We start from the raw sequence: 18,412 nt of genomic DNA on the forward strand, positions 1-18,412 counted from the left end.
ACGACGGGACCCCGCCGCGGGTCCTAAGCCGTCCGGTGCGCCGCCCCCCGCAGCCCCTCCCCCAGCCTCCGCAGCCCCTCCGCGATCTCGTCCGGGGTCTGCGTGACGAAGCAGAGCCGCAGCGTGGCGCGGTCGGGCTCGCCGGCGTAGAAGGGCGCGCCGGGGACGTACGCCACGTCGTGCCGGACGACGTCGGGGAGCAGAGCGGTGGTGTCGTAGGAGCCAGGCAGCCGCACCCACAGGAACATGCCGCCCTCGGGGCGGGTCCAGGCCGCCCCCGCCGGAAGGGCGTCCGCTAGTCCCGCGAGCATGGCGTCCCGGCGTGCCCGGTAGGCGGCGGCGACGCGGGCGACGTGGGCGTCCAGGTCCCGGTCGGCGAGGTAGCGGGCGGCGGCGAGCTGGTTGACGGTCGGGGTGTGCAGGTCGGCGGCCTGCTTGGCGACCGCGCAGGCCCGGCGCAGCTCGGCGGGCGCCCGCAGCCAGCCCAGGCGCAGGCCGGGCGCCATGACCTTGGAGAAGGAGCTCAGCAGCACGGTCCGGTCCCGGGCACCCTCGTAGGAGGCGATCCACGGCACCCGTTCGCCCTCGAAGCGCAGCTCGCCGTACGGGTCGTCCTCGACGATCCACAGCCCGCACCGCCCGGCGACCTCGGCCACGGCGGCGCGGCGGGCGGCGGGCATGGTGCGGCCGGTGGGGTTGGAGAAGGTGGGGACCGTGTAGAGCAGCTTGGGGCGCTCGCGCACCACCAGTTCCTCCAGTGCCCCGGGGTCGATCCCGTCCCCGTCCCCGGGCACGGCCACCACCCGGGCGCCCGCGAAGCCGAAGGCCTGGAGCGCGGCCAGGTAGCAGGGACGCTCGACGAGGACGGTGTCGCCGGGCTCGAGCAGGGCGGTGGCGAGGAGCGAAAGCGCCTGCTGCGAGCCGGTGGTGACGAGGATGTCGTCGGCGCCGGTGGCCAGCCCGCGCGCCGAGGTGCGGGCGGCGAGCGCGGCCCGCAGGGTGGGCTCGCCCTCGGTCGTGGAGTACTGCAGCGCCCGCGCGGGCGCCTCGGCGAGGACGTCCCGGTAGGCGGCGGCGATGCCGTCGGCGTCGAACAGTTCGGGGGCCGGCAGCCCGCCCGCGAAGTTGATCACCTCGGGGCGGGCCGTGACGGCGAGGATGTCCCGTACGGGCGAACCGCCGATCGACCGGGCCCGCGCGGCCGGCGGCGGCAGCGGAGCGGTCACGGCGGCGGTGGCGGCGGACGCGTTCTCAGTCACGGTCATGCGCGCAGCGTAAAGAAATACGTGCCGTCTACAAGGGACTTTCCGCGATCCGGACACCCGTGCGACTGACGGCCGGCGAAGGGTCCCCGGCCGCTGCCGGGGCGTCAGCCCTTGGCGCCCAGCCCGCCGTACACGTTGATGTCCGCGTCCGTGACGTCGTTGATGTCCTTGTACCGGACCTTCTCGATGTCGTCGAGCCCGGCGAGGTACGACTCCTCCGGCTGTTCCGGCACCGGCGCCGCGTGGTCCGGCCGCCAGTGGTGCACCGGCACGACCCCGGGGTCGGCGAGCTCCAGCCCGCTCTCCGTGAAGAACCGCTCGACGTCCTCGCGGGAACGCAGCACGAAGGTGAAGCCCCGCTCGGTGTACGTCCGCTGGACCGCGCGCACGTTCTCCGGGTTGAGATCATCGGTGAGGTGGCTGAGCACGAGCCGGCTGCCGGCGGGCAGCGCGTCGACCAGTTCGCGGACGATCGGGTACGCCTCCGCGTCCTCGACGAAGTGCAGGACGGCGACGAGGCAGAGCGCCACGGGCCGGTCGAAGTCGAGGGTCCGAGCGGCCTGTTCGAGAATCCGCGCCGGGCTCTTGAGGTCGGCGTCGATGTAGTCCGTACGCCCTTCGGGACCGCTGGTGAGCAGGGCGCGGGCGTGGGCGAGGACGACCGGGTCGTTGTCGACGTAGACGACCCGCGACCCGGGGGCGATGCGCTGGGCGATCTGGTGCACGTTCTCGGCGGTCGGCAGCCCGGTGCCGATGTCGAGGAACTGCCGGATGCCGTCCTCGCGGGCGAGCGCGGTCACCGCGCGCCGCAGGAAGTCGCGGTTGTGCCGTACGTCGAGGTAGCCGCGCGGGTTGGCGGCGAGCCCGGCGGCCGCCGCGCCGAGGTCGGCGGGGTAGTGGTCCTTGCCGCCGAGGAAGACGTCGTAGACCCGCGCCGGATGCGCCTTGCTGCTGTCGATCCTCCTCCGCAGCTCCGCTGGATCCTGGCTGAGCGCGTCACCGGACACGGGCGTCCCACCTTTCGAGTCTCACCTGACGAAGCGAACCGAAGTGATGGCCAACAACCTATCCGCCGGGCCGACTTGAAGCCGCCCCGACGCACGTGCCCGGGGCCGCCTCAGCCGCCCTCGACCAGCTCCCAGCCCTTACCACCGAGGGGATACGCGTAGTAGGAGTCGTTCCGGGAGGCACTGGTGCGGAACGGCTTGCCGTGGTCGTCGACGCGCAGGATGCCGTGCCGGCCGCCGCTGGACCACTCCAGCTCCAGGTACCAGCTGACGTCGTGCCCGCTGGTGTGCGCCGTGACGTGGAAGACCTCCGCGTCGGACTCGCTGACGCTGTACGGGAAGTCCCGCTGGCCCCCGATCGGCGTCGCCGTCGGGGTGCCCAGGTCGAGCGAGACGTCGAAGGACTTGGTGTCCACCTGGCCGCCGCAGCCGTTGCCCATCACGTACTGGTTCCAGTCCAGCGCCGGCCCGCTGCTCACCACCCGGACGTGCAGGTCCTCCAGGATCACGGTCTCGGGACCGGTGCCCTGCACGGTGAGGACGGCCTCCTGCCGGTTCGCGGAGACCGCCTTGAGGGGAACGGCCCAGCCGACGGCGCCCTGCAGCGGGGGAGGCTGCGGCACGTTCTTCGGGCTGCGGTCGACCAGGAAGGCGTGGTCGCAGGGCAGGTCCCAGTGGTACGGGTTGGTCGACACGGTGAACGGAGTTCCGGTGGCCGACGCCTGACGGCTCGGCGTGGCGGTGCCCGGACGCGACCGTGACGCGGAGGGGGAGCCGGACGGGGAGGCGGAGACGGACGGGGAGGACGACGCGGAGGCGCTCGCACTCGGGGACGCCGGTGCGGTGGCGCTCGCGGACAGCGACGCGGAGGTCTGCGCGACGGCCCCGGCGGGACCGCGGCGCCCGCCGGCGTCGTCCGGGGACGCCACGAGGTTCGCCACGAGCGCCACGGCGGCACTGACGGCGACGACGCCGGTCGCGGCGTAGAGCGCGGCGCGCGGGACGCGGCGGCGGGACGGGACGGGTGCGTCGAGGGCGCGCGGGGCGTCCGATGCGAGCGGGGCCTCCGGTGCGGGCGGTGCCTCCGAAGCCGGCGGGGCGGGGGGTGCCGCTGATGCCGACGTCGCCGACGGTGCCGGCGGGGCGCTGTCCGCGACCGGACCCTGTGCGCCCTCGGAGCCCCCCTCGGAACCCTCGGCGCCCCGGACATTCTCGCTGCCGCCCTCGGTCTCCTCCTTCTTCACGCCGCGCAGCGCGTCCGCACGGATCCAGCGGCGATGGAGTTCGAGCAGCTCCTCGGGCGTCGCCCGGCACGCGCGGGCGAGGCGTTCGACGGGCGCGAACTCGACCGGCACCACCTCCCCGCTGACGTACCGGTGCAGGGTCGAGCCGCTCATGTGCAGCCGCTTGCCGAGTGCCCCATAACTGAGTCCGGACCGCTCCTTCAGCTCCCGAAGCAGTCCCGCGAAGTCGTCCCCCGCCACCGTTCCTCCCTCTCCTCGCATCCCCGTACCGCATCCCAGAGGGACGTCGTTCCCGCAGGTCAGGGCGTTCCTGGCGTCCCATCGTCCCGCATGTTCCCCCATCGCTGGCGGCCGGGACGAACACGACCGCAAGCTGTGGTCATCAAAGCAGCCGCTCCCGGTGAACGGTCGAGCGGCTCGCCTCAACTCCCACGTATGAAGGAGAACTTCCATGTCCGCACGCCGCATCACCCGTACCCGCCTGTTCGCCGCCACCACGGTCGCGCTGGCCGCGCTCTCCCTGACGGCCTGCGAGGGCGACGAGCTCACGGGCTCCCCGGCGCCCGACTCCTCCGCCTCCGCGTCGCCGGACGGGAACAGCGCCCGGCCGGCGGGCGGCGCGAAGGGCGACACGGACTCGACGGGCTCGACGGGCTCCTCCGGCTCGAACGGATCGAACGGCTCGAACGGTTCCGCCGGAACAGGAAGCGACAAGGCATCGGACTCGGGCTCGGGCTCCGCTTCCGGCGCCGGAGCCGGAGCCGACAACAGCTCCGACGGCTCCGACTCGGACGTCCCCGGCAAGTGCTCCGCGTCCGACGTGCGGATCACCGCGGCGAACGCCCCCCGCCCGATCAACCACCTGCTGCTGACCGCCGTCAACACCGGCTCGAAGACGTGCGCGCTGCCGCAGTACCCGGCGGCGCGGTTCGGCGAGGCCCAGTCGGTGCCGCCGGTCGCGGAGTCCAGCAAGCCGCAGTCGCTGACGACGCTGGCCCCCGGCGAGTCGGGCTACGCGGGCGTGCGCCTGTCGTCCGGTGACGGCAGCGGCGAGAACGGCTACGAGACGACCACGCTCACCATCCCCTTCGAGGACGGCTCCATCGCCAGGGTCAAGCTGCCCTCCGGCGGCGTGTACGTCGACACCGCGCTGACCGTCACCTACTGGCAGACCAGCGTGTCGAACGCGCTCGAGTACTGAAGGGGCCGGCGCACCCGCATCCCTTGTGCGAAGGGCCGGCACAGGTCGCTCAGCGCAGCGTGCGAGCGACCTCGGTTGCCCAGTACGTCAGGATGTTGCGCGCGCCCGCCCGCTTGATCCCGGTGAGGCTCTCCAGGATGGCCCGGTCGCGGTCGATCCAGCCCTTCTCGGCGGCGGCCTCGATCATCGAGTACTCGCCGGAGATCTGGTAGGCGGCGACGGGCACGTCCACGGCCTCGGCGACCTTGGCGAGGATGTCGAGGTAGGGCCCGGCCGGCTTGACCATGACCATGTCGGCGCCCTCCTCCAGGTCCAGCGCCAGTTCCCGCATCGACTCGCGCACGTTGGCGGCGTCCTGCTGGTAGGTCTTCCGGTCGCCCTTGAGTGACGAGCCGACGGCCTCGCGGAAGGGCCCGTAGAAGGCGGAGGCGTACTTGGCGGTGTACGCGAGGATCGCGACGTCCTCCCGCCCGATCTGGTCGAGGGCATCACGGATGACCCCGATCTGCCCGTCCATCATCCCGCTGGGACCGACGACATGGGCGCCCGCGTCGGCCTGGACCTGCGCCATCTCGGCGTACCGCTCGAGGGTGGCGTCATTGTCGACCCGCCCCTGATCGTCGAGGACCCCGCAGTGCCCGTGATCGGTGAACTCGTCGAGACAGAGGTCGGACATGACGAGCAGCTCGTCCCCGACCTCGGCCCGCACGTCGCGCAGCGCGACCTGCAGAATCCCGTCCGGGTCGGTCCCGGTCGTCCCGGCGGCGTCCTTCTTCCCCTCCTCCGGCACCCCGAAGAGCATGATCCCGGAGATCCCGGCCTCGACCGCCTCCGCGGCCGCCTTCTTCAGCGTGTCCCGGGTGTGCTGCACGACACCGGGCATCGCCGCGATCGGCACCGGCTCGCTCACGCCCTCGCGGACGAAGGCGGGGAGGATGAAGTCGGCGGGGTGCAGCCGGGTCTCGGCGACCATCCGACGCATCACGGGGGTGGTCCTCAGCCGCCGGGGCCGGGTGCCGGGAAAGGATCCGTACGTCGTCATACCACCTACGCTACGCCCGCCCCACCCGTGCCTTTGCCGACGGGGAGTCGGCCCGGCCGAACGCTTGACCTCAACCAAACTTCACCTTCTACGTTCGACGCCATGGACTACTCGCACACCGACGCCGAACTGATCCGCCAGCCCATCGGCTACTGGAGCTGGGCGGCGTACAAGGCCGTCGTCACCCGCACCCGGGCGGCCCTCGCCGAACTCGGCACGACCCAGCCCCAGTGGTGGGTGCTGGCCCAGGTCGCCCGCGCCGACACCCCGAAGACCGGAGCAGAGATCTCCCACCTCCTGCGGAACTACCTGGACACGGGCCCCGAGGCGATGGAGTCGGAGATCGACGCGACGATCAAGGCGGGCTGGATCGTCCAGGACCCCGACGGCCGGCTCTCGCTGACCCCGGAGGGCAGGGCCTTCTTCGAGCAGGCCGCCGCCCTCCAGGACGATCTGTGGACGGAACGCCACGCCGGTGTCTCCGACGAGGAGTACCTGACCACCATGAAGGTGCTCCAGCGCTTCATCCACAACACGGGCGGCCGGGCCTGGCACCACTAGGCACCCTTGGACGCCGTCCGACCGGGGCATGCCCGATTCCTTCAAGACAACGGCGCGGGCGGCCCGCTACCGTCACCGGCATGAACAGCACCGGCACGGAGTCACTCCACCTCGGCATCCACATCGACCGCACGGTCACCGACGTCTACGCCTACGCCGCGAACCCGGCCAACCTGCCCGAGTGGGCCCACGGCCTCGGCGGATCCATCGAGAAGGTCGCGGACGAATGGGTCGCGGACTCCTCCCCCCTGGGCCGGGTCACGGTCGCCTTCGTCCCGCGCAACGACCTGGGCGTACTCGACCACTACGTCACGCTGCCCTCCGGGGAGACCGTCTACAACCCGGTCCGCGTCATCGCCGACGGCACGGCGAGCGAGGTGGTGTTCACCCTCCGCCGACAGCCGGAGACGACCGACGCCGACTTCGAGCGCGACGCCGAGACGGTCTGCGCCGACCTGGCCCGGCTCAAGGAACTGCTGGAGTCCTCCTGGTGATCTGGTCTTGAGTTCATGTATCGCCACGTGAGTCCCGGCCAAGCGGACACGGATCGTGCTGGCCTGCGCGGACGGGCTGAACAACACCGCGGTGGCCGCGCGGCTGGACACCGATCGCGGGACCGTGAGCCGGTGGCGGACCAGATTCCTGCACCGCCGTCTCGATGGCCTGTCCGATGAGCCGCGTCCCGGCGTGCCCCGCCCCATCACCGACGCCCAGGGGAAGAGGTGATGGCGCGCACGCTGGAAGCGGTGCCTGACGGCGCCACCCACTGGTCGAAGCGGGAGTTGGCCCGGCGGGTGGGGATCTCACCGACGAGTGTGCTGCGGATCTGGCGGGCCTTCGGGCTGCGGCCCTGGCGCAGGGAGACCTTCAAGATCTCTCCGGACCCGCTGCTGGTCGACAAGATCCGTGACGTGGTCGGACTGTATCTCGCCCCGCCGGCGAACGCGGCCGTCTTCGCGGTCGACGAGAAGCCGCAGATCCAGGCCGGCGGATCCGCACCTTCGAAGGGGCCATCGACCTTCCCCTCGTTGGCGCGGAATTCGTCGATGACGGACTGATGGAACGACGTGGGCATACGGTTCTGTGTCTCCGGGGCGGCAGGCCGGCAGGCCGCGACAGGGCGGCACACGCCGGACGATGCGAAGGATGAGGAATGCGGGACCGAGGGACGACGACGTGCGCAAGCGCTGCGTCGGCATCGCGGTCGGAATCCCGAGATCCCGGAATCGGGGCGCGGAGTATGAACGCATCGCGTACCCCTTGGACGAAGGGTGCTCGCCCGATCGCCGGCCGGCCCACTGCTCTTTGACCGGCGCCACGCGGCACCACGCGCATTACACGCACCGGCCCGCCACCTGTCGACGCAGGCCTCAGCCGGCGTCCCGCGCCCCCAGCGCCCCGGCCGCCAGCCCCAGTTCCGTCTCCGCGAGGGCACGGGCCATGCCCGTGAGCGGGCCGGCCCGGTACTCCTCGCTGGTGTTGATGTACGCGCTGGCCCCGTCGATGGCGACGAGGACGCGTACCGCCGCCGCCCACGGGTCACCGCAGCGGAAGTCCCCCGCCTCCACTCCGGCGGCGACGACCCGCTCGATACGCCGGCACCACAGCAGCTCCTGCTCCACCACGTGCTCACGCAGCACCGGACGGTAGCGGGAGAGGTGCCGCGCGTTCAGCCACAGTCGGCTGACGTTGTCGAAGTCGGCGCTCGAGATGAGGCCGAAGAAGCGCCGCAGTGTGCCCGGCGGGTCCTCCGCGGCCCCCTCCGCGGCCCCCTCCGCGACGCCCTCGGCGCTCGCCTCCGCGCCCGTCGGCCCGCCGGTCTCATCGGCCCCCGTGGGCCGCTCCGGGAGCAGTCCGTCCAGCTCCGCCATCGTGGCACTCGTGAAGGCCTCCGCCACGAGTTTGTCGGCCGCCGGGAAGTAGTGGCCGACCAGGCCGGACTGGACGCCCAGCTCCTCGGCGACCCGGCGCAGCGTGATGCACTCCAGCCCCTCCGTCAGCCCGATCCGCGCAGCGGTGGTGACGATCTCGTTGCGGCGCTCGACCGGCGTCTTGCGCACGCGTTTGCCCGGACCCCTTGACGTCATGGGAGGAATGCTATTGAGTGTGCGACCAATTAGGCAATTGGCCATGCGACCAATAAAGCCGCTCCGGCACGCACCACGGTCAGGAAACACACGTGAACGACACTCACACCGATGCCGGTGACCTCGCCGACTACGGCTATCAGCAAGAGCTGAAGCGCACGCTGTCCGCCTGGGCGGTGTTCGCGATCGGCTTCGCGACCATCTCGCCCGTGGTCGGCATCTACGCCGTCGTCCAGCTCGGCTTCGCCTTCGCGGGCCCCGCATGGATCTGGGCGGTCGTGGTGGCCTTCCTCGGCCAGCTCCTGGTGGCCACCGTCTACGCCGAACTGTCCTCCCAGTTCCCGATGACGGGCGGCGTCTACCAGTGGGTACGCCGACTGGGCGGCCCCCGGCTCGGCTGGCTGGTGGGCTGGCTCTACCTCGCCTCGGCCGTCGCCTCCCTGACCACCGTGGCCTACCTGGGCGCGAGCTGGCTGCACATGCTGGTCGCGGACGGCACTCCCTCGCCGCTGACCCACGTCCTGCTCGGCGTGGTCTTCGTCGCCGTGGCGCTCGGCATCAACCTGCTCGGCGTCAACCCGGTGAAGCACTTCCTCAACGCGGGCATCGTCGCCGAGGGCGTCGCCTCCATCGCCGTCAGCCTGATCCTCCTGCTCTTCGCACGGAACAACGGCTTCGGCATCCTCTTCGAGACCCTCGGCGCCGAGAAGGCCTCCGGCGGCTCGGTCCTGGCCGGGTTCCTGACCTGCCTCGCCGTGGCGGGCTGGGCCTTCCTCGGCTTCGACGCGACCACGCAGGTCGCCGAGGAGACCGAGCAGCCACGCCGCAGCGTGCCGCGGGCCCTGCTGCGCGCCTACCTGTTCGTCGCCTTCACCGTGCTGCTCACCGGCCTCGCGGTGACGCTGTCGCTCGGCAGTACCCGGGACGCCGTGGCCGGAGCGATCGCCGATCCCGTCTTCACCGCCGTGACCGACGGCCTGGGCGGCTGGAGCGAGAAGCCGTTCATCGTCGTCGTCCTGATCGCGTTCCTCGCGTGCGCCATCTCGATCCAGACGTACATCGGGCGCGCCGTCTTCGCCTTCGCCCGCGACCGGCAGCTGCCCTTCTCCTCGACCCTGGCCACCGTCGGCCCCCGCCAGATCCCGTACGTCTCGCTCATCGCGACGGCCGTCCTGGCGGTCCTGGGGCTCCTGCTGGGGCTGAACGGCAACGCGGCCGCGACCCTGATCTCGTTCGGCTCCGGCGGCTTCTACTTCATCTTCCTCACCGTCGCCCTCGTGGCGCTCGTCGCCCGGCTGAGCGGCCGGTGGAACCCGGCGGCCGGGCACGTGCGGCTGGGCCGGCTCGGCCTGGTCGTCAACGTGCTCGCCGTCCTCTGGCTGCTCTTCGAGGCGGTCAACATCGCCTGGCCGCGCGCCGAACTGGCCCCGGTCGGCGGCAGCTGGATCCAGACCTGGGCCGTGATCCTCGTCTTCTCCGCGCTCTTCGTCATCGGCGCCGTCTACGTCGCCGTCGCCAAGCCCCACACCCGGCTCCCGCACCACACCGGCCCCCGGCCGAACCCCGAAGAGGTGAACGCGTCCTGATGTCGTCGCAACTCTCCCCCGCAGTCGTCCACGAGCCCGGCACGGGCCTGCGCACCCGCGAGGTGGCACTCCGCCCAGCCGGACCGGGCGAGGTCGAGATCGACGTCCGCGCCGCCGGGGTGTGCCACTCGGACCTGCACATCGTGAGCGGCGACTGGCCCACCGACCGTCCCCTCGTCCTCGGCCACGAGGCGGCCGGCGTCGTCACCGGCACGGGCCCCGGGGTCACCGCCCTGCGCCCCGGCGACCACGTCGTCCTCTCCTGGTTCGCCCCGTGCCGGCGCTGCCGCAAGTGCGTGGCCGGGCAGGCGTGGCTGTGCACCGGCACCAAGGCCGTCGCCAACACCCTGCCCGACGGGAGCACCCCCTTCACCGATGCCCGGGGCGAGGAGGTCTGGCCCTACCTCGGGCTGGGCGCCTTCACCGGCCGGCTGGTCGTCCCGGAGACGGCGGCGGTGAAGGTGCCGACGGAGCTGCCGTTCAGCATCGGCGCGCTGCTCGGCTGCTCGATCACGACCGGCGTCGGCGCGGTCGTGAACACCGCCGGGGTCCGCCCCGGCGAGTCCGCGGTCGTCGTCGGCACGGGCGGCGTGGGCCTGAGCGTCGTGATGGGCCTGCGCCTGGTGGGCGCCGATCCCGTCGTCGCCGTGGACCTCTCCCCCGAACGCCTCGCCGTGGCCCGGCGCTTCGGCGCCACCCACACCCTGGACGGCGCCGGGACGGACGTGGCCGCCTGGTGCCAGGAACACCTCGGCGGCGTCGACTACGCCTTCGAGGCGATCGGCAGCCCGCGGGTCGTCGAAACCCTCCCCGCCATGCTCGCCTCGGGCGGAGCCGCCGTACTGGTCGGCATGGCCGCCACCGGCGCGACCGGCTCCTTCGACCTGTTCGACCTCGCCGACCAGGGCAAACGCATACTCGGCTGCAACTACGGCTCCAGCGTCGGGGAGATCGACATCCCGAAGCTCGCCCGCCTCTACCTGGCCGGCCGGCTCCCCCTGGACGACCTGATCGGCAGGGTCCGCCCCCTCACCGAGGCCGCCGAGGCCTTCGACGACCTCAGGGCGAACGCCGGCGTTCGCACCATTCTGGAGCCCTGACCCGCGACGCCGCCCGGCACCCGCCGCCCCCACCCCCATCGCCATCCCCCGGAGACCCGATGTACGCCGTAACCGACCCCACCACCGGCGAAGTCACCGCGACCTACCCGACCGCCTCCGACACCGACGTCGCCGCCGCCGTGGCCGCCGCCCACGAGGCCACCGCCTGGGGCCGCACGAGCACGGTGGCGGAACGCGCCGCGCTGCTGCGGCGCCTCGGCGACCTGCACACCGAGCACCGCGACCGGCTGGCCGCGAGCATCGTCCGCGAGATGGGCAAGCCCCTGGCGGAGGCCGAAAGCGAGGTGGGCTTCTGCGCCGACATCTACCACTACTACGCCGACCACGCCGCGGAGTTCCTCGCCGACGAGCCGCTCCCCGTCACCTCGGGCCCCGGCAGCGCCGTCGTCCGGCGCGCCCCCGTCGGCGTACTGCTCGGCATCATGCCGTGGAACTTCCCGGCCTACCAGGTCGCCCGCTTCGCCGCCCCCAACCTGGCCCTGGGCAACACCGTCGTGCTCAAGCACGCACCCCAGTGCCCCGCCACCGCCGCCCTGCTGGAGCGCCTCTTCGCCGAGGCGGGCTTCCCGGCCGGCGCCTACGTCAACGTGTACGCCACCAACGAGCAGATCGCGACGGTCATCGCCGATCCGCGCGTGCGGGGCGTCTCGCTCACCGGCTCCGAGCGTGCGGGAGCGGCGGTCGCCGAGATCGCCGGACGGCACCTGAAGAAGGTCGTCCTGGAACTCGGCGGCTCGGACCCCTTCCTCGTGCTCTCCACCGACGACCTGGACGCGGTCGTCGACGCGGCCGTCGCCGCCCGTCTCGACAACACGGGCCAGGCCTGCAACGCGGCCAAACGGTTCATCGTCGTCGAGGAGCTGTACGAGGCGTTCACCGAGCGGTTCACCGCCCGTCTCCTCGCGGGCGCGACGGGCGCGCCGCTGTCGTCCGTCGCCGCCGCCGAGCAGCTCGCCCGCCAGGTCGACGAGGCCGTCGCCCAGGGCGCCACCCTGCACAGCGAGGGCGAACGGCACGGGGCGTACTTCCCGGCCGGCGTCCTCACCGGCCTGACCCCCGAGCACGCCGCCGCCCGCCAGGAGCTGTTCGGCCCGGTGGCGACGGTCTTCCCGGCGGCCGACGAGGACGACGCGGTACGCATCGCCAACGACACCCCCTACGGCCTCGGCTCCTACGTCTTCACCACCGACCCCGCCCAGGCCGACCGCGTCGCCGACCGCATCGAGGCCGGCATGGTCTTCGTCAACGGCGTCGGCGCGGAGGGCGCGGAACTCCCCTTCGGCGGCGTCAAGCGCTCCGGCTTCGGCCGCGAACTGGGCCGCGCGGGAATCGAGGAGTTCGTCAACAAGAAGCTCATCCGCTCGGTGGGCTGACCGGCGCCCCGGCCGGCGGCCACGGCACGCCGGCCAGCAGGGGCAGCAGCACCTCCTCCTCGTAGTCGAGGTGTGCGTTCAACTCGACGGACATCGCCTCCAGTTCGCTCCGGAACCGCTCCGGCTCGGTGACGGCGACGCCCTCCAGCAGTGCGGCCAGCTCCCCCTGGACACGGGCGACCGCGCGGTGCTCGTCGGCGAGCCGGTCGAAGACGTCGCCCAGGTGGGGATGGTGACGGGCGACGCCGGGAAACAAGTGTCCGTCCTCGCTGTCGTGATGGAACTCCAGCGCCTGGCAGAACGCCAGGCACCGTTGCCGGATCTGCAACCCGAGCCCCGGCGCCGCACCGGGCGCCGCCCCCGCCGACGCGAAGTACGCCTCGGTCTCGGCCCGCACCTGCCTCAACTGCCCCCGCAGCCAGGTGTGCACCTCCAGCAGCTTGTCGGCGAGCGTCCGCACCTCACGGGGCCGCCCCTCCCACTCCTCGGGCTCGGCCCGCTCCAGCACCACCACCGGCAGCAACCGACCGGTACCGGCCTGGTAGTCGCCGTAACCGGGCGCCACCCGCACGACGTGCGCGAACAGTTCCTCGCGGCGGTCCCCCTCGGCGGGCACCGCGAGCGCCTCGAAGCTCGACGTGCCCACCTCCACCCGGACCACGGGATGGGCGAGCAGGTTGTGGTACCAGCCGGGGTGCCGCGGGCCACCGAGGTTGGACCCGACGACGAGCAGGGAGTCCCCGTGGCGGACGTATCCGAGCGGGGTGGTCCGCGAGGCGCCCGACCTGGCACCGGTGGTGGTCAGCAGAAGCAGGTCACCGCCTTCGAAGGGACCACCGACCTTCCCTTCATTGGCGCGGAACTCGTCGATGACGGACTGATGGAACGACGTGGGCATACGGTTCTGTGTCTCCAGGACGGCAGGCCACGGCAACGGCAACGACACGTGCCGCGGCGTGCGAAGAATGAAGGGCGAGCACGAGACCGACGCGCGGAAGCGCTGGGTCGGACAACTCGGAATCAGGGCGCGGAGTATGAACGCATCACTACCCCTTGCATGAAGGGCGCTCGCCCGATCGCCGGCCGGCCCACTGCTCTTTGACCGACGCCACGCGGCACCACGTTCATTACACGCAACGCCCAGCCAACCTGTCAACGCGCCCCGTACCGGCCTCCCCGACGGTTCTGTGGAGGCTGCACCGACCGGTGTCGGTGCGGACGGATACCGTGCCGGCATGACCGAGACGCCCGATGGAGACCGCCGTCTGGCCGACCGCGTCGGGGCACTCTGCCGCTGAGCAGCCGCGGCATCGGGACGGCCGTGGTCGGACTCAGAAGAGCCCTTCCCTTTCACACCAACCGGCGAAGCCCCCTGGCGGGAACGGGAGACGGTACTTACTCGCGAGCAGGTCGTCCGCCAGGGCGGACACCAGCGGAACCGTGAGCACCCCCGCGCGGATCGCATCGCAGAGCAGACCCAGTGTGCGGCGCACGGTGACCTGGCGTCCTCTCGCAGCCGCCACGGCGACGCGGTCGTCGACAACCGCTACGGCGTCCAGTCGGCTTCGAGCACGTCTTTCAGGTAACGGAATTGTGCGGCACCGGTGCGTGATTCCTCCGCGACCACATCGGGAATCAGCACCCTGTGGTCCTTCAGTACGACCTTGAGCACATTCAGCCACTGAGCTTGGGCGAAGTGACTCAACGGCCCGGTGTCGAGCACATAGCCGACCGGCTCATCGGTCACGAAGTCACTTCCCATATCTCTGTCTCCGACACGGGCGGCAGTTCGGGGAGGGAATCCCGGTCGAAGGTGCCCCGGAGCAATCCGAGGGCCCGGTCGTCTGTGATCACTTCATGGCGGTAGAGCTTCAGCACAGCCTGCTCATAAACGCGCGGCAGCGACACGGGCGCCAGCTCGTCGCGGACGACCAGGTTCTTCTCCACAATGTCCGCCTGCTTGGTGTGCACCCGCCGGATGTCGGCTGCGCGACCGCCGCCCACCAGACCGACCTCGACGAGTCTGCGGGCCAAGGTCGCCATGTCCGTCCCGTAGTGGCTGGCGGCGCGCACCGCGGCGTCTCTCCATGTCTCCTCCGGAGCCCTCAGCCACTCCGCCCACCTCTTGCGGAGATCCTCACCAGGCAGGAGCACAGCGCGTGCGAAGCGGTCCAGCCCGCCCTCGATGCCCTCGTTCTCGGGCGCGGTCACCCGCCAGTCCAAGGAGAACTGGTCGGCGACGAGGTAGTGCCCCAGCTCGTGGGCAGCGGCGAGACGGCGCCGACCGACCCGCCAGTGCCCGTTGACGAGTGCGACGCCGCCTCGCCGCAACAGGACTGTCCCGGCATCCGCGCCCTCACCGAGGTCCACCGCGAAGACCAAGAGCCCCAGCGAGGCCACCAGCCGAGAAAGATCGTGCGCCGGCTGCGCCGGTTCCAGCCCCAGGAACCGACGGGCCGAGATCGCCAGCGTTTCCGCCTCCTCTCCCGTGTTCGGGCAGGGGAGAGGCTCTGGCTGTCCTGTTACGAGTTCAGGGCAGCGAGAGGTGACGAACTCCGCGTCGCGAACCAACGAGTCGAGTTCTGTGTCGATGCTCTGAACGGCAACTTCCGGCTGGGCATTGCGATAGGAGGCGAGGGCCGGCGGAGCCTCCTCGACGAACCACTCCACACGCTGCCTCAGTTCACGAGCGATCGCCACCAGCTCCACCGCAGCCACTCGGCGACTTCCCGACTCGATCTTCGCCAGCGCCGTGCGGTCCATACCGATGGACGTCGCCAACTGAGCCTGGGTGACTCCCCGCTCTGCTCTGGCTTCAGCTACACGCGCACCGATCTCCATGTGTGCGGAATTAGCACAACACCTTCTCGGCATCACCTGCTGTACTCGGCCGGTCACGGACCGGACCCCGAATCGACCCGCATGTCTTCGAGGGGACACCGCCCCCGGAGGTCGGCCGTCAGGCCGCGCGGGCGGCTTCACCGAGCGTCCCGCCATCCGCACGGCAGTCCCGGCAGCGACCGGGATGCGAGGCGCGGAAGGCACGCTCGCACCCGTCGCAGGTCTGGAAGGGCTCCGGCCGACCGACCACACGCACCGATACCGGTGCCGCCGCCGGAGCCGCCGGAAGTGGCGGAGGCAGCAGCTCAACGAGCCGGTAGGAGAGAACGCCGGCCGCGCGGCGCATCTCCGTGGGCAGGTCCGAGGTCAGCACGCGATGGACGACGTCGGCCGTGGCACCCCTCTCGAACCATCGGATGACACTCGGGACCAAAGTGTTCACGTCTCGGGAGGAGAGGGTGAGACGTTCGTCGGTACGACGCAGCCCGGCAAGAAGATCGACGGCTCGGTCGTGGTGGCGACCACCTCTCGACACGGGCACCGGCGCAACAGCCATCTGGGCGACTTCCGGCGGCTGCGGTTCCACGACGGGCTCACTGCGCCGAGGCACCACAGCAGCCGCCTCCGCCACTTGGTCACCCTCCTTCGGCGAGGCTTCCTGCGCTCCCCCTGACGACCCTGGAGCCGACGCCCCGCTCTCCCGCACGACCGCCACGGCACGTCGGCGCACGACGGGCGCGACGGCCCGCTCCGGGGTGTGATGGGCGTATGTACGCGTGACCAGTCGCCCGGTCTCCGAGCGCTCGCGCACCCGCTCCAGATAGCCGTGTTCCTCCAACTCCCGCAAGCCGGAGGCGATCCGCTCCCGCCCCTCCGGGAAGCGCTCGGCGAGCGTCCGGATGTCGACGAGGGCCCTCTCCGGCAACGACAGGATGTGCGTGGCCAACCCGATCGCGGTCAGCGACAACTGGCGGTGCTGGGCGAGGTGGTTGCCGATGACGACGTACTGCCCCGACTGGTGCGTGCGTACGTGGATGACACCGGAGAGGGTGGTGGACCGGCGAACGCCCTGACTCGGAGGCACAGCGGCGTTAGTCTTCTTCTCAGCCATGGGGAAGCTCTTCTCTTCCTCGTTGGTCAGGCCCCTGCGTTGGGAGTGCTAGTCCCGGGTGGGGGCCGACTCATGTCGTCTGGGATATTCCGGAGGCATCAACTCGCCTCGCGGCAGAGCCTGCACGCCGGAGCACCTCTGACGCCACCCATTCGGCCGCTTTTCACCCGCTCGTGTGATCGAGGCCGGGTTTGGTTGGTTGGGTAGGTATTCACCCAGGGTTCTTTGGTCTTTTACCGCCCGCCGCCTCGACGGCCCACCCGCCGCGTCCCGCTTTGCCGGGCTCCACTGCCGAGGCCGCTGGCCGCTGCTACGGTCCCGTGGCACCCTTCTTCCTCAGCACCGAGATCCAGTTCCGCCCATACGGTCTTGGACGGCACCGGCCCGCACCGCACGCCCCAGCGGTCCGCCAGCTCCTCGACGAGGAGCAGCCCGTACCCCGACTCCGCGTCCGTGTCGGCGGTCCCGCGAGGGCTGACCGGCAGCCGGTCGCCTCGGGTGTCGGTCAGCTCGATACGGAGCGTGTGCGAAGGTACGACGGAGAGGGCGAGCCGGAAGCTCCGCCCGGGGACACGGCCGTGCAGGACGGCGTTCGTCGCGAGTTCGGCCACGATCAGCCGCGCCGGGTCCAACGGCAGCTCCCATGCGAGCAGCTTTTCGGTGGCGAGCAGCCGGGCCAGTCGTGCGCCACGGCGCGTGGCCGACAGAGGCACCGAGAAGGACCGCACCGGTACGCGGTGGGTGGAGATTCCCTGATTCATGTCACCCAGCGTGTTCACGCGTGCCTACGCTGTGAAGGCAGGTGGCCCGTGCGGTCGGTGACTGTCCGTGGCACGTCCGGTTCCGTCCGGGCTGCCCGGGGTGACCGGTCGCGACGGTCGGAGGTTGGTCCGGGGAAGGGCGCGCGCGGGAGGGCTGCGGCATGAGCGAGTGGGAAGCGGGGCTCGACGACGAAGAGGCCGGGGTGGTGATGCGCACAGTCGTACGGCAACTGAAGCTGTGGCGCGAGTCGGCCGGCCTCACCCAGGCGGAGTTCGGCACGGCCATCGGGTACGGGGAGGAACTGGTCTCCTCGGTGGAGCGGGGGCGGCGGATTCCTCGGCCGGAGTACTTGGACTCGGCGGATGAGGCGCTGGGGGCAGGCGGCAAGATCGCGGCGCTCAAGCAGGACGTGGCGGAGGTCCGGTATCCGAAGAAGGTACGGGATCTCAAGAGACTGGAGGGCGAAGCGGTTGAGCTGGGGGCATACAACAACTCGGTCGTTCACGGGTTGTTGCAGACGCAGGACTACGCGCGGGCAGTTTTCAGCGCACGTCGACCGCCCTTCACCGTGGACGAACTCGAACAGCGGCTGTCGGCCAGAGTGGCCCGACAGGAGATCGTCGCCGAAGGGGCGGCACGCCCCCTTTTCACCTTCGTCCAGTGCGAGTCGACGCTCCGTCGCCCCATGGGAGGCCGAGCGGTCATGCGCAAGCAGTTGGAGCGACTGCTGGAGGCCGCCAAGTACCGCAACGTCGACCTGCAGGTACTTCCGCTGGGACACGAGGAGAACCCCGGTCTCGCCGGGTCGTTCAGATTGCTCAGGCTGAAGGACGGCACGACGGTCGGCCACGTCGAAGTGCAGCACATCAGCCGGGTCATCGCGGACCCGAAGGAAGTACAGCTCCTCGAAATGCGTTATGGGAACATCCGGGCACAGGCTCTCAGCACACGAGAGTCAACGGCCCTCATCGAGACTGTGCTTGGAGAGACATGACCCTCAAGCCCTACTTCACTGCCGAGCCCTCGCTCGCGTGGATAAAGAGCAGCTACAGCACGGACGAGGGCCCCGACTGCGTCGAGGTGGCCACCCCGGACGAGAGTCACGTCCTCGTCCGCGACTCCAAGAACCCCACCGGCCCCCGCCTGTCCCTGACCCCCGCCACCTGGACGGCGTTCCTGGAGACGACAACGGGGCGCCCCTGAAACCAGGG

Annotated in this window: 20 protein-coding genes; 10 read left to right on the forward strand and 10 right to left on the reverse strand. The window is 71.2% G+C overall.

What is annotated here, in order from left to right; translation table 11 throughout:
• Nucleotides 1-23: 23 nt before the first annotated feature.
• The 3 genes from ABS735_RS34570 to ABS735_RS34580 form a co-directional block, all read right to left on the reverse strand.
• On the reverse strand, nt 24-1,265 hold the full coding sequence (locus ABS735_RS34570) for an aminotransferase-like domain-containing protein (RefSeq protein WP_373904023.1): 1,242 nt from the start codon (nt 1,263-1,265) through the stop codon (nt 24-26).
• A 104-nt stretch (nt 1,266-1,369) separates the two neighbouring features.
• Nucleotides 1,370-2,272, reverse strand: a complete 903-nt coding sequence (locus ABS735_RS34575) for an SAM-dependent methyltransferase (protein WP_373904024.1) — start codon at nt 2,270-2,272, stop codon at nt 1,370-1,372.
• A gap of 110 nt (nt 2,273-2,382) precedes the next feature.
• Nucleotides 2,383-3,756 carry a helix-turn-helix domain-containing protein gene (locus ABS735_RS34580; protein ID WP_373904025.1) on the reverse strand — a complete coding sequence of 458 codons (1,374 nt, stop codon included), beginning with the start codon at nt 3,754-3,756 and terminating at the stop codon, nt 2,383-2,385.
• A gap of 211 nt (nt 3,757-3,967) precedes the next feature.
• On the opposite strand from ABS735_RS34580, the gene ABS735_RS34585 reads away from it, so the two are divergent.
• The gene (locus ABS735_RS34585) at nt 3,968-4,717 is read left to right on the forward strand and encodes a DUF4232 domain-containing protein (protein ID WP_373904026.1); all 750 of its coding nucleotides are present in this window, start codon (nt 3,968-3,970) and stop codon (nt 4,715-4,717) included.
• 49 nt (nt 4,718-4,766) lie between these two features.
• Here the strand turns inward: ABS735_RS34585 and hemB are convergent, their stop codons facing one another.
• Nucleotides 4,767-5,759, reverse strand: coding sequence for a porphobilinogen synthase (hemB, locus tag ABS735_RS34590; RefSeq protein ID WP_373904027.1), 993 nt, complete (start codon nt 5,757-5,759; stop codon nt 4,767-4,769).
• Between the two features lie 102 nt (nt 5,760-5,861).
• Between hemB and ABS735_RS34595 the strand changes: the two genes are divergently transcribed.
• The 4 genes from ABS735_RS34595 (at nt 5,862) to ABS735_RS34610 (ending at nt 7,378) form a co-directional block, all read left to right on the forward strand.
• On the forward strand, nt 5,862-6,320 hold the full coding sequence (locus ABS735_RS34595) for a MarR family winged helix-turn-helix transcriptional regulator (protein WP_373904028.1): 459 nt from the start codon (nt 5,862-5,864) through the stop codon (nt 6,318-6,320).
• Between the two features lie 80 nt (nt 6,321-6,400).
• A complete protein-coding gene (locus ABS735_RS34600; RefSeq protein ID WP_373904029.1) occupies nt 6,401-6,814 on the forward strand; it encodes an SRPBCC family protein in 414 nt (137 codons plus the stop codon).
• A 91-nt stretch (nt 6,815-6,905) separates the two neighbouring features.
• Nucleotides 6,906-7,046 carry a helix-turn-helix domain-containing protein gene (locus ABS735_RS34605; protein WP_373904304.1) on the forward strand — a complete coding sequence of 47 codons (141 nt, stop codon included), beginning with the start codon at nt 6,906-6,908 and terminating at the stop codon, nt 7,044-7,046.
• The gene (locus tag ABS735_RS34610; protein ID WP_373904324.1) at nt 7,046-7,378 is read left to right on the forward strand and encodes a hypothetical protein; all 333 of its coding nucleotides are present in this window, start codon (nt 7,046-7,048) and stop codon (nt 7,376-7,378) included. The genes ABS735_RS34605 and ABS735_RS34610 overlap by 1 nt, the downstream gene beginning before the upstream one ends.
• A 312-nt stretch (nt 7,379-7,690) precedes the next feature.
• On the opposite strand, the gene ABS735_RS34615 is transcribed toward ABS735_RS34610, so the two are convergent.
• Nucleotides 7,691-8,407, reverse strand: coding sequence for a TetR/AcrR family transcriptional regulator (locus ABS735_RS34615; protein ID WP_373904030.1), 717 nt, complete (start codon nt 8,405-8,407; stop codon nt 7,691-7,693).
• Nucleotides 8,408-8,499: 92 nt separating this feature from the next.
• On the opposite strand from ABS735_RS34615, the gene ABS735_RS34620 reads away from it, so the two are divergent.
• Genes ABS735_RS34620 through ABS735_RS34630 form a run of 3 tightly spaced genes read left to right on the forward strand, consistent with a single transcriptional unit; the run spans nt 8,500 to nt 12,487 of the window.
• On the forward strand, nt 8,500-9,993 hold the full coding sequence (locus ABS735_RS34620; protein ID WP_373904031.1) for an APC family permease: 1,494 nt from the start codon (nt 8,500-8,502) through the stop codon (nt 9,991-9,993).
• Nucleotides 9,993-11,093: an alcohol dehydrogenase catalytic domain-containing protein gene (locus ABS735_RS34625; protein ID WP_373904032.1), complete on the forward strand. Its 1,101-nt coding sequence runs from the start codon at nt 9,993-9,995 to the stop codon at nt 11,091-11,093. The genes ABS735_RS34620 and ABS735_RS34625 overlap by 1 nt, the downstream gene beginning before the upstream one ends.
• 59 nt (nt 11,094-11,152) lie before the next feature.
• Nucleotides 11,153-12,487, forward strand: coding sequence for an NAD-dependent succinate-semialdehyde dehydrogenase (locus ABS735_RS34630; RefSeq protein ID WP_373904033.1), 1,335 nt, complete (start codon nt 11,153-11,155; stop codon nt 12,485-12,487).
• Here the strand turns inward: ABS735_RS34630 and ABS735_RS34635 are convergent.
• The 5 genes from ABS735_RS34635 to ABS735_RS34655 form a co-directional block, all read right to left on the reverse strand.
• Complete coding sequence (locus tag ABS735_RS34635; RefSeq protein WP_373904034.1) at nt 12,468-13,385, reverse strand: nitroreductase/quinone reductase family protein; 918 nt, start codon at nt 13,383-13,385, stop codon at nt 12,468-12,470. The genes ABS735_RS34630 and ABS735_RS34635 overlap by 20 nt on opposite strands.
• A 648-nt stretch (nt 13,386-14,033) precedes the next feature.
• Nucleotides 14,034-14,234 (reverse strand): hypothetical protein, encoded by a 201-nt coding sequence (locus ABS735_RS34640; RefSeq protein ID WP_373904035.1) that lies wholly within the window; start codon nt 14,232-14,234, stop codon nt 14,034-14,036.
• Nucleotides 14,231-15,361 carry a helix-turn-helix domain-containing protein gene (locus tag ABS735_RS34645; protein ID WP_373904305.1) on the reverse strand — a complete coding sequence of 377 codons (1,131 nt, stop codon included), beginning with the start codon at nt 15,359-15,361 and terminating at the stop codon, nt 14,231-14,233. Before ABS735_RS34645 ends, ABS735_RS34640 begins: the two co-directional genes overlap by 4 nt.
• A gap of 85 nt (nt 15,362-15,446) precedes the next feature.
• Nucleotides 15,447-16,439, reverse strand: coding sequence for a helix-turn-helix domain-containing protein (locus ABS735_RS34650; RefSeq protein ID WP_373904036.1), 993 nt, complete (start codon nt 16,437-16,439; stop codon nt 15,447-15,449).
• 233 nt (nt 16,440-16,672) lie between these two features.
• Nucleotides 16,673-17,200: an ATP-binding protein gene (locus ABS735_RS34655; protein ID WP_373904037.1), complete on the reverse strand. Its 528-nt coding sequence runs from the start codon at nt 17,198-17,200 to the stop codon at nt 16,673-16,675.
• A gap of 161 nt (nt 17,201-17,361) precedes the next feature.
• Between ABS735_RS34655 and ABS735_RS34660 the strand changes: the two genes are divergently transcribed.
• On the forward strand, nt 17,362-18,195 hold the full coding sequence (locus ABS735_RS34660; protein WP_373904038.1) for a helix-turn-helix domain-containing protein: 834 nt from the start codon (nt 17,362-17,364) through the stop codon (nt 18,193-18,195).
• Nucleotides 18,192-18,404, forward strand: a complete 213-nt coding sequence (locus tag ABS735_RS34665; RefSeq protein WP_373904039.1) for a DUF397 domain-containing protein — start codon at nt 18,192-18,194, stop codon at nt 18,402-18,404. The genes ABS735_RS34660 and ABS735_RS34665 overlap by 4 nt, the downstream gene beginning before the upstream one ends.
• Nucleotides 18,405-18,412: the final 8 nt, after the last annotated feature.

The sequence above is a fragment of the Streptomyces sp. MMCC 100 genome (assembly GCF_041538145.2).
Classification (GTDB): Bacteria; Actinomycetota; Actinomycetes; order Streptomycetales; family Streptomycetaceae; genus Streptomyces.

Bases quoted from the DNA above. Each gene is read 5' to 3' on its own strand.
- ABS735_RS34570 (WP_373904023.1), bottom strand. From the start codon at position 1,265: ATGACCGTGACTGAGAACGCGTCCGCCGCCACCGCCGCCGTGACCGCT.
- ABS735_RS34585 (WP_373904026.1), top strand. From the start codon at position 3,968: ATGTCCGCACGCCGCATCACCCGTACCCGCCTGTTCGCCGCCACCACG.
- hemB (WP_373904027.1), bottom strand. From the start codon at position 5,759: ATGACGACGTACGGATCCTTTCCCGGCACCCGGCCCCGGCGGCTGAGG.
- ABS735_RS34595 (WP_373904028.1), top strand. From the start codon at position 5,862: ATGGACTACTCGCACACCGACGCCGAACTGATCCGCCAGCCCATCGGC.
- ABS735_RS34600 (WP_373904029.1), top strand. From the start codon at position 6,401: ATGAACAGCACCGGCACGGAGTCACTCCACCTCGGCATCCACATCGAC.
- ABS735_RS34610 (WP_373904324.1), top strand. From the start codon at position 7,046: ATGGCGCGCACGCTGGAAGCGGTGCCTGACGGCGCCACCCACTGGTCG.
- ABS735_RS34615 (WP_373904030.1), bottom strand. From the start codon at position 8,407: ATGACGTCAAGGGGTCCGGGCAAACGCGTGCGCAAGACGCCGGTCGAG.
- ABS735_RS34625 (WP_373904032.1), top strand. From the start codon at position 9,993: ATGTCGTCGCAACTCTCCCCCGCAGTCGTCCACGAGCCCGGCACGGGC.
- ABS735_RS34630 (WP_373904033.1), top strand. From the start codon at position 11,153: ATGTACGCCGTAACCGACCCCACCACCGGCGAAGTCACCGCGACCTAC.
- ABS735_RS34635 (WP_373904034.1), bottom strand. From the start codon at position 13,385: ATGCCCACGTCGTTCCATCAGTCCGTCATCGACGAGTTCCGCGCCAAT.
- ABS735_RS34645 (WP_373904305.1), bottom strand. From the start codon at position 15,361: ATGCCGAGAAGGTGTTGTGCTAATTCCGCACACATGGAGATCGGTGCG.
- ABS735_RS34650 (WP_373904036.1), bottom strand. From the start codon at position 16,439: ATGGCTGAGAAGAAGACTAACGCCGCTGTGCCTCCGAGTCAGGGCGTT.
- ABS735_RS34655 (WP_373904037.1), bottom strand. From the start codon at position 17,200: ATGAATCAGGGAATCTCCACCCACCGCGTACCGGTGCGGTCCTTCTCG.
- ABS735_RS34660 (WP_373904038.1), top strand. From the start codon at position 17,362: ATGAGCGAGTGGGAAGCGGGGCTCGACGACGAAGAGGCCGGGGTGGTG.
- ABS735_RS34665 (WP_373904039.1), top strand. From the start codon at position 18,192: ATGACCCTCAAGCCCTACTTCACTGCCGAGCCCTCGCTCGCGTGGATA.